Origin of the sequence: Kaistella carnis (assembly GCF_003860585.1) — a bacterium.
In the GTDB taxonomy this organism is placed as follows: Bacteria; Bacteroidota; Bacteroidia; order Flavobacteriales; family Weeksellaceae; genus Kaistella; species Kaistella carnis.
This window is the reverse complement of record NZ_CP034159.1, coordinates 175,269-189,689: the sequence shown is the minus strand read 5'-3', so window position 1 is coordinate 189,689 and position 14,421 is coordinate 175,269. Positions and strand designations below refer to the sequence as shown.

Below are 14,421 nucleotides of genomic sequence, written 5' to 3'. Positions count from 1 at the left end.
TGATATACATGATAAACATCGTTCTCTTCGGTCCTCCAGGAAGCGGAAAAGGTACACAAGCACAGAATTTAATTGAAAAATTCAATCTTAAACAAATTTCCACAGGCGACCTGTTTCGTTACAATATGAAAAACGATACTGCTTTGGGTCAATTGGCAAAATCCTATATTGACAAAGGCGAGCTCGTTCCGGATCAGGTAACCATCGACATGCTGACGGATGAATTGAAAAAACCATGTGATGCGAAAGGCTTTATTTTCGATGGCTTCCCAAGAACTGCGAATCAAACGCAAGCTCTGGAAGTAATTGTAAAGGAGGTTTTGAACGCGGAAATTAATGTTTGCCTTTCTCTGGTAGTGCAGGATGAAATTTTGGTAGAGCGACTATTAAAAAGAGGTGAAACCAGTGGCCGGACAGATGATTCTAACAAAGAAATTATCAGCAATAGAATTAAAGAATATTACGCAAAAACTGCAGAAGTTGCCGAGCTTTATAAAAAACAGGGCAAATATGTAGAAGTGAACGGAGTTGGTGCAATTGAAGACATCTCAGAAAAACTTTTTGCGGAAGTAGAAAAAATAAAATAAAAATCGTCATTGCAAGCGCAGCGATCAAGCAATCTTAACTATTGGGTTGCTTCGTTGTTTTTATAGCATTGAACAATCAAGGTAATATGTCAAATTTCGTAGATTACGTAAAAATCCATTGTAAAAGTGGTCATGGTGGTGGAGGATCCGCTCACCTTAACCGTGAAAAATATGTTCCGAAAGGAGGTCCGGATGGTGGAGATGGTGGCCGTGGTGGTCACGTAATTTTAAAAGGAAATGCACATGAGTGGACTTTGCTTCCACTGAGATATACCAGACACGTAAAAGCAGAACGCGGTAAGAACGGAAGTAAAAACCAGTTAACAGGTGCTTACGGTGAAGATGTTTATATTGAAGTTCCCCTGGGAACCATTGCTAAAAATGAAGAAGGAGAAGTTGTTGCTGAAATTTTAGAACACGGTCAGGAAATTATCCTGATGCACGGTGGAAAAGGAGGAAAAGGAAATGAGCATTTTAAATCTTCTACCAATCAAACGCCAAGATACGCACAACCGGGAATGCCGGGTGAAGAAGGCTATATTACTTTTGAATTAAAATTATTGGCAGATGTTGGTTTAGTAGGATTTCCAAATGCTGGAAAATCTACACTTTTAGCGGCTGTGTCTGCTGCGAAACCGAAGATTGCAGATTATGCCTTTACGACATTGACGCCCAACTTAGGAATCGTCGACTACCGTAATTACAAATCTTTTGTAATGGCCGATATCCCGGGAATTATCGAAGGTGCGGCAGAAGGAAAAGGTTTAGGACACCGATTTTTACGTCATATCGAAAGAAACTCGATATTATTATTCTTAATTCCTGCGGATTCTGAAGATCATTTTCAAGAATTTAAAATCCTGGAGAATGAGTTGAAAGAATATAATCCTGAACTTGTTGATAAAGATTACATCATTTCTGTCTCTAAAGCAGATTTACTGGATGATGAATTAAAAGCGGAAGTTTGTAAAGAGTTCCCGGAGAACAGACAGCCCATTTTCTTTTCCGCAGTAACGCAGGAAGGTTTGATGGAATTGAAAGATGCGATCTGGAAAAAATTACACGGATAATTAATCATTATTTATATAGAAATAGGTTTGGATTTTCCAAACCTATTTTTTTTTGGAATAATACTTGAAACAATGGAAAGAAAATCACCTTATGAAATATTTACTTACCCTTTTTACACTTTTATTCCTGTTCTCATGTTCAACAAATAAGATGGACACACCATATTCTAAAATTGAATATTCAGCAGGTGCCTGCTTTGGCTTTTGTCCAATTTACAAAATGACAATAAGCTCAGATCAAACGGCAGTATTTGAAGCAAAGCGATTTAATTTTTCCCGCGACACTGATTCACAAGAAGATGAAGGCACATTTACGGGGAAAATTGGTAACGATAAATACGATGAATTGATTTCCATTTTGAACGATTTAAAATTGTCGAAAATGAAAGATCATTACGGAAATAGGAACGTAAGCGATTTACCAACATCTAATTTAAACATCACCTATAAAGATGGAAAAGAAAAGAAAATTGAGGATTACGGAAAACACGGAACTCCGGAATTACAAAAGCTTTATCAGTTCTTTGATGCATTAAAAACCAATCAAACCTGGACAAAAATCAAATAATAAGATGGTTATTATTTGCTAAAAATAAATAAACTATCTTTGCAAAACTAAATTCCTTCTTTGCGGAAGGATTTTTTATGGACGTAGTCATTCTAGATGAAACCGCTTCCCTGCGGATTTGAAAACTCAAAAAGTTTTTATGCTTCATTTTCTTCGTTTCATGATATTAAGAATGACACGAGTTTCATTTTAATTAAAAACATTTCATTTGAATTTTACCGACCTACAACTAATTGATCCTATCGCAAAAGCGCTAAAGGAAGAGGGTTACACCCAACCAACCCCTATTCAGGAAAAATCGATCCCGCACATATTACAGGGCAGAGATTTATTGGGAACTGCACAAACAGGAACAGGAAAAACCGCAGCATTTGCGATTCCTATTTTACAAAATTTAGCCACTAAAAGCCAAAAAAACAATAACATCAAGGTTTTGATTCTTACGCCAACACGAGAATTGGCCATTCAGATTGATGAAAGTTTTAAATCCTACGGAAGACACTTAAGATTAAGAAATCTCGTTGTTTTCGGTGGTGTAAAACAAGGTTCCCAAGAAACCGCGCTAAAAAGAGGTGTTGATATCTTGGTAGCGACTCCGGGAAGATTGCTGGATTTTATTTCTCAAGGAATTATTTCCCTCAAAGATCTGGAAGTTTTCGTTTTAGATGAAGCCGACAGAATGCTCGATATGGGATTTGTACACGATGTGAAAAGAATCATCAAATTACTGCCACCCAAAAGACAAACCCTTTTCTTCTCGGCAACATTCCCGGAAGAAATTAACAAACTGGCAAATTCAATGCTTACAAATCCTGTAAAAATTGAAGTAGCACCGGTTTCTGCAACTGCAGACACCATTCAGCAAAAAGTTTATTTTGTAGATAAAAACGATAAACTTGATCTTTTGACGCATATTTTACAAAAAGACATCAAAGAATCTGTATTGGTATTTTCCCGTACAAAACATGGTGCTGATAAAATTGCACGAAAATTACAGAGTCATAAAATTTCTGCCGAAGCCATTCACGGAAATAAGTCTCAGAATGCAAGACAGAATGCACTTTCCAACTTTAAATCCGGGAAAACCAGAATCTTGGTTGCAACTGATATTGCAGCTAGAGGAATTGATATTGACGAACTGAAATACGTCGTGAATTTCGAATTGTCTGATGTGTCTGAAACTTACGTTCACCGTATTGGTAGAACAGGAAGAGCTGGCGCAGAAGGAAGTTCAATCTCTTTCGTTGATGGTTTAGATTTATTGAATCTGAAGAATACAGAGAAATTGATCGGTAAGAAAATTCCGGTTGAAAGAGATCATCCTTTCCATACAGATAATTTAGTAGCTGAGAAAAGAGATTCTAATAACAAACCTTTCAGACCAAGACCGCAAGGCCAAGGGAATGCAAGCAACAGTCATAGTAAGAAGCCTAACAATAAGAGTAATTTTTCGAGAGGGAAATAGGTTGTTGCCAAAAAACATTTGCCACGAACTCGCGAATTAATCATTCGTGAATTCGTGGCATTTTTTATAGATTTTGTTTGTTAAAAACGGGATTTGCATACATTTCCAAAAGCGCTTGATTCATACAACTGTTATCTTTAACAATGCTTAAATTCATTCGTTTGATAAAGAATTGCTTTTCCTTTTCAGTATAATATTTCGAATATATTGTGGTGTTTTTAAGTAAATCTGCAGCAATATAATTACTTGGCCAAAGTTTATAACCCTCTACAATTTTTTTGGTTAAAACCTCTGCTAACTCCTTTATTTGTTTATTAGAATTTGAAACCGAGTTTTCAATATCCGTATAAATCTCATCTTCTATCTTGCCAAAATGTAGGTGAATTCTTTTCTTCTGGCCAGAAATTCCCGTCATAATATTGAGAAAATCTTCGTTTTTGTGCTTTTCTTGATTCTGATCATCTGCACACATTTTTTCAACTTTTAATTTGTCTGTCGGGTCTAACTCATAAGAAATAGAAACAGGAACTACTTTTAGTTTTTTAAAATATTGACAAGGTTTACTTTGCGCATCAAACATAGAAATCATTTTCAAAACGCCAGCTTGAGTGAAATCATTACCGTCTTTAGCACGACCTTCCCGCTGCGCAATCCAAACCGACCGATTTTCATTGGTTAATAATTGGAAAATATATTCAGATAAAAGTTTGCTGTTTTCCAAAAGTTCCCGTGGCCCCGCACTCCGTTTTACAAAAAAATTCCGGTTTAGTTTTGCCAAAATAAGATACAAATCTCTTTCCACCAAATTATCTCCAATGGCCGATGCTGTAAGGTTTAAACCTTTCTCTAACAAAGCAAAATTTAACAAACAGGTGTCTAAAAGAATATCCCGGTGATTGGATATAAAAAGATATGAATCCTTTTTATTCAAATTTTCTGCTCCGGAAATAGTAAATCCGTCAGAACTTTCTTTCAAAACGTTCTTGATACTTGGGTAAATAATGACGTTCTGAAAATCTTCGATCGAATTGATATCGCCAACAATTTGCTGTATTTTTTCATCTGAAATATTGGGAAGACTATAATTCAGGAGAAGTTTCATCATAGGATGGCGCATTATAAAGCGTATCGCAGGATTCACTTCTTCAGGATGATAAAATCTTATGCTGTCGAATTTCTCTTTCATGATCTTTCTTTACCTATTAAAAATCCGATTTGCGTTATCTGTCGTAATTCGGTCGATCTCGGAAAAGTCTTTATTATAGATATTCACGAGTTTTCCCACGACCAGATCCAGATAAGAACTTTCGTTTCTTTTTCCGCGGTGTGGAACAGGTGCTAAATAAGGAGAGTCGGTTTCTAAGACGATTTTATCTAACGGAATTTCGTTTAAGAACTGATCGATCTTTCCATTTTTAAAGGTGACTACTCCACCGATTCCCAGAATAAACTGAAGATCAATTGCTCGTTTTGCCTGCTCTAAATTCCCGGAAAAACAGTGAAAGATCCCCCGTAATTTAGGATGTTTTTTTCTTTCTAAAACTTCAAATGTTTCATCGAAACTTTCTCTGGTGTGAATCACAATGGGCATATCCCTTTCAATTGCCCAGTCGATTTGCTGTTCGAACGCTTTTACCTGAATATCTAAAGTAGTTTTATCCCAATATAAATCAATTCCGATTTCACCGATGGCGGCGAATGGTCTTTGGTTTAAATAATTATCAACCAATTTCAGTTCCTGTTCCCAGGATTCAGGTTTTACATAACATGGATGAAGTCCCATCATAGAGAAAATCTGATTCGGATATTCACTTTCTAATGCGAGCATCTTTTCGTGCGTTTCAGAATTAATGGCTGGAAGATAAAATTTAGAAACACCTTTACTGATCGCTCTTTCGATCATTTCTTTTCGGTCTTCGTCGAATTCTTCGGAGTATAAATGAGTATGCGTATCGATCATATTTCTTGATAATTAATTGTAAATACTGGAGATCTTACCTTTTATAACATATCTTTCCAGATAAAACTAAATTGCAGCCCGACTTGAGTGGAGCTCATTTTTTGCGTTGGCCAATGCACCGGCAAAAAAATAGCGGGAACGGAAGGCGGAATTGTCTGCCCAAATTATTTTAAAATATTTTATGCTTCACTTTGGCTTGCTGAACTGAGATCCGTGCTTTCAATTTCTCTAGAAATTCTTGATATTTTGGATTCTTTTCATCTACTGTTTTATGATCCAAAGATTTTGCAATTTTCAAATTCTCCTCTATGAAATCCATAGTATTATCAGAGAAATAAGCGTTTCCGAACTTTTCCCAGATGTACAAAATCGCCTGTTTATTGGGGTGAATTAAATCTTCTTTATAAAATCGATAATCCCGCAGATCGTCCATTAAAATTTCATAAGCCGGTAAATAGTGGCAGTTTTCAAATTGGGGTAAAATCTCGTGCAACGCCGTAATTATTTTTGATTTGCTCAGCGTGTTTTCTACCATTCCATCTTTTGTATGACGAACGGGCGAAACGGTGAATAAAATCTGAACATCATCTGTGGCAATATCCTGCAAATTGACAATCGTTTCATAGATAGAATCTGTGATTTCCAGATGAGTTAACAAGCGTTTTTCAAAATATTTTGCAGGTATTTTGTGACAATTTGCAACGAGTTTTTTCTTCGGCAGAAATTCATAGATATAGGAACTTCCGTAGGTGATCAAAATCCATTTTGTATTCTGCAGAAATTGGTTTCCCAACTCGATTTGAGAATTAATTCGGTCTAAAGTCTGATGCAGAAACCGAGAATTAAAGGAAGTATGATGATCCAGAGAGATCACTTCTTCATTAAAACTGATCAAATCTCCCTCTGTGTAAAAATCTGCATTGTGCAATTTTTTAACCGCTTGATTAACGGAATAAGGATTAAACAAAGTCCCAAAAGGATTGTTGAATGTTTGTAATTGTCCACTCTGAAGAAGATCTGTCATCTCCGTCGCAAAACAGGAACCGATTGAAAAGATTTGATCTTCAACTTCAATTTTTTTACTGGAATTTGGTATTTCTACTTCCGTTCTGAATTTCATAGGTAGGCTGGACGATTGGATGATTTGGTGATAATTTAATTTGCAGATTGAATCCTAAAAAACAGGGGTTAGCTTTCTCTGCGCAACAAGTAATTGGCGAGTTCGATAAACGGTTTTTTCTTCTCATCGGAAACATTGATTTTGTTCAGATATTGCTGAGCCAAAGCGTTGTGTTCCTGAATAAGGTGCAAGGTTTTCTCATCAACTCTAGTGCGACGGAAAATCTTTTCTACACTGTACACTTTATCCACATTATCTGTCTTTTTGGAGTACCAGAATTCGAGTTCTTTTCTTTCTTCTTCTGTCCCATGTTCTTTGGCTAAAAGATATAGAACAGTTTTCTTATTTTCATAAATATCTCCTGCGTGTTTCTTCCCAAACTGCTCCTGGTTTCCAAAGACATCTAAATAATCATCCATAATCTGGAAGGCGATTCCCACGTGTTTTCCAAAATTAAAAATGGCTTTTGCATCTTTAAAATCTGCACCGGCAATTAAAGCACCAATTTCAAAAGATGACGCACTTAAAATTCCGGTTTTATAGGTAATCATTCTGATATAGTCATTAAAGGTCACTTCTTCCTGCGTTTCGAAATTAATATCGTACTGCTGTCCTTCACAAAGCAATAATCCAGTGTGAATAAAAACGCGCATACACGCTTTATAAAGCTCCGGCTCTAAATCTTCAAAAAACTTAATGGCTTTAAACATAAGGGCATCACCTGAGAGAATTCCCGTATTGATGCCATGTAAAGTATGAATGGTTGGTTTATTTCGACGAAGAGGCGCTTCGTCCATAATATCATCATGAATCAAGGTAAAGTTATGAAAGAACTCAATGGCCAATGCAGGTTTAATTGCTTTCTTTAAATCGCCTCCAAACATTTCACACGCCATTAAGACCATCATAGGACGAAGTCTTTTCCCGCCATGTGAAATAATATAATTCATAGGACCATAGAGTTCCTCCGGTTTATCTTTGAAAATATATTTTTGGATTGCAGTGGCAACCATCTCTTGATATTCATCTAAAAACTGCATAAATTTCTTGTTTGTGCAAAAATACGATTTATAATAATTATCTAACGACTAAAATGAGAACAAAAAAAAAGCCATCTCTCCTGAGATGGCTTTTATATAAAGGAATGTTGTTTATCTTACAAAGACCACGATTAAATATGAAAGTCCTGCAACCATTGCTGAAATTGGAATGGTTAAAATCCAGGCCCACAATAAACTTACCGTGATTCCCCAGCGTACTGCGGAAACTCTTTTGGTAACGCCTACCCCGATGATGGCACCGGTGATGGTGTGTGTAGTAGAAACTGGAATTCCGAAATGCTCTGAAATGAAAAGCGTGATCGCTCCTGCAGTTTCAGCCGCAACACCTTCCAGTGGAGTTACTTTTGTGATACGGGTTCCCATTGTTTTCACAATTTTCCAACCTCCACTCATGGTTCCTAAAGCAATCATTAAAAATGAAGTAAAAGGCACCCAGAAATAATGTTCTACAAAGTAGTTAAACTGATGCGTACTGTCTAAAGCCAAATACACAGGATCATGCAAGGTTTGCGTATGATGGTAGATCACAGCTGCGCCGATTATCCCCATTACTTTTTGCGCATCGTTGGTACCGTGTCCTAAACTGAATAATGCTGAAGAAGCCAACTGCAACTTTTTGAAGACATTATCTGCTTTTCTTGGACTTGATCTTTTCGATACATTAACAATAAATAAAGTGATCAATATTGAAATCGCAGAACCAATTAAAGGTGCCAGGAAAATGAATAAAAAGATCGGAATCACTTTATCATACCTGACTACATTCTGCGTAAAGAGTTGCTTAAAGGCCAGAATCAGTTTATCAAAAGTAGCCAGGTCCGGTTGAGCCAAAGCAATCACATGATAATCAGTCACCAAGGCATGCATTAACGCAGCACCTAAGAAACCTCCAATTAAGGTGTGGGAAGAAGAAGACGGAATCCCAAACCACCAGGTTAATAAATTCCAGGCGATTGCGGCGACTAATCCGGCAAATATAACTTCAAGATTGATGAAATCAGTATTGACCGATTTGGCAATGGTATTACCGATTTTAAATTCTCCGATTACATAAGCAGCTAAGAAAAATGCTGCGAAATTCCAGACTGCAGCCCAAAGAACTGCCTGAAAAGGAGTTAAAACCTTAGTGGAAACGATGGTCGCAATTGAGTTGGCGGCATCGTGGAAACCATTGATATAGTCAAATACTAAGGCTAATACAATGATGATGACAAGTAGAATTGGTAAATCCATTCTGTTGTTTATAATAAATTAAGGAATAGATTAAGCGTATTTAATCAAAATACTGTCGATGGTGTTTGCAACATCTTCTGCTTTGTCGGTTACCGTCTCAAGATATTCCAAAACTGATTTTACTTTGATGATCAAAAGCGCATCATTTGTATCAAATAATTTAACGATCGCCTGACTTAAAACATCATCAGCAATATTTTCAAAAGAGTTGATTTTAATGCAAGATTCTTTAACTGCCTTAGGATCTTTAAAGTCGTTCAGGTTCTTAAGAGCTGATTGAACTTCAAGACAAGACTTATAAATCAACAATGTAAATTCAGTATAAGCAGGATCAAGTGGTGCTTTGTATAAATAGATGTATTTAGCAGAAGCATACATAAAATCAGCAATATCATCTAAACCGCTGGCTAAATGACTGATGTCTTCTCTATCAAATGGTGTGATGAAATTTTCCCCGAGCTGAACAAAGATTTCGTGAGTTAAATCATCCATCCGATGTTCGTAATCACTCATGTGCTGCAGCATTGTATCATCATTGATGTCGAAGTCCAACAAACTTTCGTGAAATTCTTTTGACATCGCTACAAGTTCTTCTGCAACTTTTTCAAACAGTACAAAAAACACTTTGTCTTTCGGCTGGAACATTTTAAAAATATTTCCGATTCCCATTATTATTCATTTAGAGATTAGTGGTGCAAATTTCCGAAAAAGAGTGATAGGTTTCTCGTTTTTATATTAAGTTTTATTAACATTGGCCAAATACTTCCTAACAACGAAGAAGCCGTCTCAAAATAAAATTTGAGGCGGTTTTTTTATTTTCTTTTGTAAAGCGTTAAATTTTGATTATTTGTGATTTTTGCACATTAGGATAAAAAGGTGCTCTTACTTAAGCACTCTTTTTTCTTAGATTGTGTGCTAAAGCGTGTAATCCGAACTCTAATTCCACTTTTTCTATTCCAGTGTGTGTAAAACGCTTGAAGTTCCGATTGGATTTGATATGTGCAAAGACGGGTTCTACATCCGCCGTGCGTTGTTTGCGTTTTATTTCACCGATTTCACTCAAGAGGTTTTCCCGAACTCTCTCCTTATGCCGTTCTAAATTTTGGTTGCGTTCTATTATTCTGTTTCCCTGGGCTTTATGGCAAGCCCCTCGCAGCGGACAACCGTTGCAGTTTTGAGCCTGGTACAGTGAACTTGTCTGAGCATAACCGCTTTTGGTTTTTCGATTTCGGTTGGTGATTTTATTCATCGGTTGCCCCATCGGACAGATATACTGATCTTTCTCTTCGTTATAATAAAGTTTATCGCGGTGAAAGTCTTCGTTGATTTTCTTTCTTTTCGATTTTAAAATACCCTGTTCCTTATCGAAGGTGTTGTATTTTACGAAGGTTTCTATATTTTTCTCTTCCAGAAAATCATAATTTTCTTCACTGCCGTAACCAGCATCAGCAGTAAGTTCTTCCGGCAAAAACTGATAAAGTTCTTCAAAAGTATTGAGGTGTGGTTGAAGCGTATTTAAATCATTGGTGGTTTGGTGTAAAGTATAATGAATAACAAACTGGGACTGCGAACTTACCTGCACGTTGTAGGCGGGTTTAAGTTGCCCATTCTGCATATGATCATCTTTCATGCGCATAAATGTGGCATCGGGATCGGTCTTACTATAACTGCCACGTCCGTCCAAAAGTTTTTCCTGCTCCTCGTACTTATCCAGGTTCTGAGAAAAATTCTTTTGAATGTATCTTAATTTTGCCTTTGCTTTGGTGGATGCCTGCGGGTTTTTGCTGATGATCTCTTCTATTTTCTTGGCGGTCTTCTCTATTTTATCTCTATCGATGGTTTTAAACTCCGGTGGTGTAGGATCGCTGTCTTCTTCCTCAGCAATGCTTTGGGCATAGTTCCACATTTGTTCAAGTTGTTCTGCCATCTTCTCTTTTCTGGTTTTAATGGCATTGCCCCAAACGAAGGTATATCTCCCGGCAATAGACTCTATCTTAGTTCCATCGGTAAAAACTTCTTTCAAGCTAACGAGTCCTTCCTCTGCTAATAACAGGACGACCTGTTTGAAAATGTCTTTGAAAATAGTCTTGAGTTTCTTGCTCCGAAAACGTGCGATGGTGTTATGGTCTGCGACCTGTTGAGCGGACAACCACATAAAATTAATATTCTCACGCATCGCTTTTTCAATCTTCCTGCTGGAATACGTATTATCCATATAAGCGTAAACCATCACCTTAAGCATCATCTTGGGATGAAAGCTCGGTTTGCCATCTTTACTATACTCTTCAATGAGCAATCGTAAATCCAGTTGTTCAATAATTCCATTAACGACCCGAACGGGATGATTTTCTGGAATCAATTCCTCGATTGATGGTGGGAATAACCAATTTTGTTGCTGGTTATAATCTTTAAATTTAATACTCATATAATTGATTATCAATACTTAAAGATAGTAAAACCCTTTAAAACTGACAAATGTTAAACACAGAAAAAACCGCCTCAGTATTGAGACGGCTTCATATGTAAAAGAAGTGATAAAAGAATTAGTTAGATTCTTCTGCTCTCATATCTTTTCCTTTGAATTTCTGAGTTTGTAATCCTTTCAGAACTTCATCTTTAAAACCTTTTTCTACTTCAAAGAAAGAGAATTTTTCCAAAATCTCGATATTTCCGATATCCGGACGTTTTCTTGACTTCTCCGTTGATTTATTGATGATTTCTAACATGTCAATTTTTTTCAAATTGTCTCTTTTTCCTAAGTTAAAGAAAAAGCGAACCATGTCTTCACTGTTTTTTCTTGGTTTTCTGTCTCTGGATTCACCTCTGTTTCCACCGTCACGATCTCTACCAAAATCACGACTTCCACTTTCTCTGAAGCGGTTGCCATTGTCTCTGTTTCCACCTTCTCTTCGGTCGCCTCTATCGCGGTCTCTACCTCTTCCATCACGGTCTCTGCCACGATCTCTACCTCGGTCTCCTCCTCTATCGTCGCTGTTGAATTTCTGATCAACTAAATCGTCTTTATCTTTATAATAAAGCGCCATTTCTCTCAGTTGTAACTGCAACATTTGATGAACCAACTCTTCTTTAGTAAAGGCAGATAAATCCGGAATCAAATCATTGTCAAATTCAACAAGATTTTCGTGCTCCGTAAATAACTTCTCGAAAACGCCAGCAACCTGAGCTTCGATAATTGTTTTACCGGTCGGGATTTTCTTCTCAACAATATCAATTTTAGTAACTGATTTAATTTGTTTCAGTTTTCTTGATTCTTCAGGTTTAATTAAAGAAATCGAAATTCCATCTTTTCCTGCACGTCCTGTTCTACCACTACGGTGAACAAAAACTTCAGGATCATCCGGTAAAGAGAAGTGAATAACGTGGGTTAATGAATCAACATCTAAACCTCTTGCCGCAACATCAGTCGCAACTAAGATATCAATGTTTTTCAAACGGAATTTTTTCATTACCGTATCACGTTGTGCCTGCGATAAATCACCGTGAAGTGCATCTGCAGCATACCCGTTTTGCATCAAAAAGTCTGCGACTTCCTGAGTTTCCATACGCGTTCGACAGAAAAGAATTGAATATTGATTTGGATTTGCATCGATCAATCTCTTCAAAGCTTCTTTTTTGTTTCTGTAACCAACCACGTAATATTCGTGTTTGATATTTTTCTTAACTTCATTAATCGATCCAACAGAAATTCTGTGTGGATTCGTTAAATAGTTTTTAGAAATACGTTCAACCTCTCTGTTCATCGTTGCCGAGAATAAAAGAGTTTGTTTTGTATCAGGAGTTTCCCGTAGAATTGTTGCCAAATCTTCTTTGAAACCCATTGATAACATTTCATCAGCTTCATCAAGAATTAACCATTGGATTTCTGAGAAATCAAGGGCTTTTCTGTTGATCAAGTCAATAACTCTCCCTGGAGTTCCTACAATAATTTGTGGTTTCTCACGTAAAGATCTGATTTGATCAGTAATACTGCTACCACCATAAACCGCTGTAGTTTTGATGTTTTTTAAGTATTTCGAATAATTAGTAATGTCTTTGGTAATTTGCAAACAAAGTTCTCTGGTTGGACAAAGCACCAATAATTGGATTTTGCGACTCCCGTCGTCAATCATATCCAAAATCGGAAGCGTAAACGCTGCTGTTTTGCCTGTTCCCGTCTGCGCAAGTGCGATTAGATCGCGAGTATCTGTAGAGATAAAAGGAATAGTCTGTTTTTGGATTTCTGTTGGGCTCACAAAGCCCATTTCGCCAATTGCCTTCAAAACTTCAGGACTTAGATTGGTCTCCGTAAATAAATTCATGTAAAAGATCGTCTATAAATTGGGTGCAAAGATACGCATTTTATTTATGATAATTATATCGGTGGTTTATTAAATTATTGTTAATAATGAACAATCGTGTTAAAGGGGCGATTAAAACAGTGATACCAGCAGTTTTTTATAATTAAAATAAAGTGGACTGCAACTGAAATATTCAATTTGAGTTGTTAAATACCATTATTAAAAGAAGTAAAGCTTTTAAAAAGCTCGCCAAACTTTTTGAGTAATTGGGAAAACTACTTTTAAAAAATCGTGTCAAGGTTTAGAACCTTGACACGGTTAACTAGTGACGAATATTTATTTAAAATTAAATTTGATTAAATTTGAGTTTAATTAAAACGTAATGAAAAACAATATTTCTGCTTCTACCCTTCAATTTCTGAAAACTTTAGAAAAAAATAACAACCGCGAGTGGTTCAATGAAAATAAAAACCTTTACTTGAAAGCTAAGGAAGATGTAGAATCATTCGTAGAAAGTTTAATTCAGGAGATCGCTACGTTTGACGAGGAGATTTTAAAAATTGATCCGAAGAAAGCCGTCTTTAGAATCTATCGGGACATTCGTTTTTCGAAAAATAAAATTCCTTATAAAACACATTTCGGCGCCAGTTTGGGTATGGGAAAAGGCAATAAAATTTCCGGATATTATTTGCATATTGAACCCGGACAATCCTTTTTAGCGGGTGGAGTTTACACGCCTAAACCTTCTGTATTGAAGGAAATAAGAAAAGAAATCGCGGCAAGCGGTGAAGATTTCCGGAAGATTTTAAATCATAAGAATTTCCGAAATAATTTTAGAGGTTTAAGTGTTGAACACAAATTACAAAGAGTTCCGACCGGTTTTGAAAAAGATCACCCAATGGCGGAATATCTTAAATTAAAAAGTTTTACCGTTAGTCATCCTATTTCAGATGAGGAACTTTTAGATAAAAATGCCGCGAAAAATTTCGCAAAGATATTAGAGAGCATTAAACCATTGAACGATTTTCTGGAACTCCCTTTTCAAGACTTGTAAATTCT

Annotated in this window: 13 protein-coding genes; 5 read left to right on the top strand and 8 right to left on the bottom strand. The window is 36.5% G+C overall.

Features of this window, described 5'->3' with window-relative positions:
• The first annotated feature begins 8 nt into the window (after positions 1-8).
• The 4 genes from EIB73_RS00775 to EIB73_RS00760 all read left to right on the top strand — a co-directional run bounded on the left by EIB73_RS00775 (position 9) and on the right by EIB73_RS00760 (position 3,690).
• A complete protein-coding gene (locus EIB73_RS00775; RefSeq protein WP_125021695.1) occupies positions 9-587 on the top strand; it encodes an adenylate kinase in 579 nt (192 codons plus the stop codon).
• Between the two features lie 86 nt (positions 588-673).
• Positions 674-1,657 (top strand): GTPase ObgE, encoded by a 984-nt coding sequence (gene obgE, locus EIB73_RS00770; protein ID WP_125021693.1) that lies wholly within the window; start codon positions 674-676, stop codon positions 1,655-1,657.
• A gap of 220 nt (positions 1,658-1,877) precedes the next feature.
• The gene (locus tag EIB73_RS00765) at positions 1,878-2,225 is read left to right on the top strand and encodes a DUF6438 domain-containing protein (RefSeq protein WP_262706707.1); all 348 of its coding nucleotides are present in this window, start codon (positions 1,878-1,880) and stop codon (positions 2,223-2,225) included.
• 208 nt (positions 2,226-2,433) lie between these two features.
• The gene (locus EIB73_RS00760) at positions 2,434-3,690 is read left to right on the top strand and encodes a DEAD/DEAH box helicase (protein ID WP_125021690.1); all 1,257 of its coding nucleotides are present in this window, start codon (positions 2,434-2,436) and stop codon (positions 3,688-3,690) included.
• Positions 3,691-3,754: 64 nt separating this feature from the next.
• Here the strand turns inward: EIB73_RS00760 and EIB73_RS00755 are convergent, their stop codons facing one another.
• The 8 genes from EIB73_RS00755 to EIB73_RS00720 form a co-directional block, all read right to left on the bottom strand.
• Entirely contained in the window at positions 3,755-4,876 is a 1,122-nt protein-coding gene (locus EIB73_RS00755) for a 1-acyl-sn-glycerol-3-phosphate acyltransferase (protein ID WP_125021688.1), read from the bottom strand.
• A gap of 9 nt (positions 4,877-4,885) precedes the next feature.
• Positions 4,886-5,650: a TatD family hydrolase gene (locus EIB73_RS00750; protein ID WP_125021686.1), complete on the bottom strand. Its 765-nt coding sequence runs from the start codon at positions 5,648-5,650 to the stop codon at positions 4,886-4,888.
• A gap of 169 nt (positions 5,651-5,819) precedes the next feature.
• Positions 5,820-6,770, bottom strand: a complete 951-nt coding sequence (locus tag EIB73_RS00745; RefSeq protein ID WP_125021684.1) for a GSCFA domain-containing protein — start codon at positions 6,768-6,770, stop codon at positions 5,820-5,822.
• 68 nt (positions 6,771-6,838) lie between these two features.
• Positions 6,839-7,810: a polyprenyl synthetase family protein gene (locus tag EIB73_RS00740; RefSeq protein ID WP_125021682.1), complete on the bottom strand. Its 972-nt coding sequence runs from the start codon at positions 7,808-7,810 to the stop codon at positions 6,839-6,841.
• Between the two features lie 111 nt (positions 7,811-7,921).
• Positions 7,922-9,064: an inorganic phosphate transporter gene (locus EIB73_RS00735; protein ID WP_125021680.1), complete on the bottom strand. Its 1,143-nt coding sequence runs from the start codon at positions 9,062-9,064 to the stop codon at positions 7,922-7,924.
• Between the two features lie 30 nt (positions 9,065-9,094).
• Complete coding sequence (locus EIB73_RS00730; RefSeq protein WP_125021678.1) at positions 9,095-9,733, bottom strand: DUF47 domain-containing protein; 639 nt, start codon at positions 9,731-9,733, stop codon at positions 9,095-9,097.
• A gap of 217 nt (positions 9,734-9,950) precedes the next feature.
• A complete protein-coding gene (locus EIB73_RS00725; RefSeq protein ID WP_125026038.1) occupies positions 9,951-11,498 on the bottom strand; it encodes an IS1182 family transposase in 1,548 nt (515 codons plus the stop codon).
• A 109-nt stretch (positions 11,499-11,607) separates the two neighbouring features.
• Positions 11,608-13,383 carry a DEAD/DEAH box helicase gene (locus EIB73_RS00720; RefSeq protein WP_125021676.1) on the bottom strand — a complete coding sequence of 592 codons (1,776 nt, stop codon included), beginning with the start codon at positions 13,381-13,383 and terminating at the stop codon, positions 11,608-11,610.
• A 361-nt stretch (positions 13,384-13,744) separates the two neighbouring features.
• Here EIB73_RS00720 and EIB73_RS00715 point away from each other — a divergent pair, with 361 nt between their 5' ends.
• Positions 13,745-14,416, top strand: a complete 672-nt coding sequence (locus EIB73_RS00715) for a DUF2461 domain-containing protein (protein ID WP_125021675.1) — start codon at positions 13,745-13,747, stop codon at positions 14,414-14,416.
• Positions 14,417-14,421: the final 5 nt, after the last annotated feature.

Coding starts and splice junctions, on each gene's coding strand:
- EIB73_RS00730 (WP_125021678.1), bottom strand. CDS start 9,733: ATGGGAATCGGAAATATTTTTAAAATGTTCCAGCCGAAAGACAAAGTG.
- EIB73_RS00735 (WP_125021680.1), bottom strand. CDS start 9,064: ATGGATTTACCAATTCTACTTGTCATCATCATTGTATTAGCCTTAGTA.
- EIB73_RS00755 (WP_125021688.1), bottom strand. CDS start 4,876: ATGAAAGAGAAATTCGACAGCATAAGATTTTATCATCCTGAAGAAGTG.
- obgE (WP_125021693.1), top strand. CDS start 674: ATGTCAAATTTCGTAGATTACGTAAAAATCCATTGTAAAAGTGGTCAT.
- EIB73_RS00745 (WP_125021684.1), bottom strand. CDS start 6,770: ATGAAATTCAGAACGGAAGTAGAAATACCAAATTCCAGTAAAAAAATT.
- EIB73_RS00740 (WP_125021682.1), bottom strand. CDS start 7,810: ATGCAGTTTTTAGATGAATATCAAGAGATGGTTGCCACTGCAATCCAA.
- EIB73_RS00720 (WP_125021676.1), bottom strand. CDS start 13,383: ATGAATTTATTTACGGAGACCAATCTAAGTCCTGAAGTTTTGAAGGCA.
- EIB73_RS00775 (WP_125021695.1), top strand. CDS start 9: ATGATAAACATCGTTCTCTTCGGTCCTCCAGGAAGCGGAAAAGGTACA.
- EIB73_RS00765 (WP_262706707.1), top strand. CDS start 1,878: ATGACAATAAGCTCAGATCAAACGGCAGTATTTGAAGCAAAGCGATTT.
- EIB73_RS00750 (WP_125021686.1), bottom strand. CDS start 5,650: ATGATCGATACGCATACTCATTTATACTCCGAAGAATTCGACGAAGAC.
- EIB73_RS00715 (WP_125021675.1), top strand. CDS start 13,745: ATGAAAAACAATATTTCTGCTTCTACCCTTCAATTTCTGAAAACTTTA.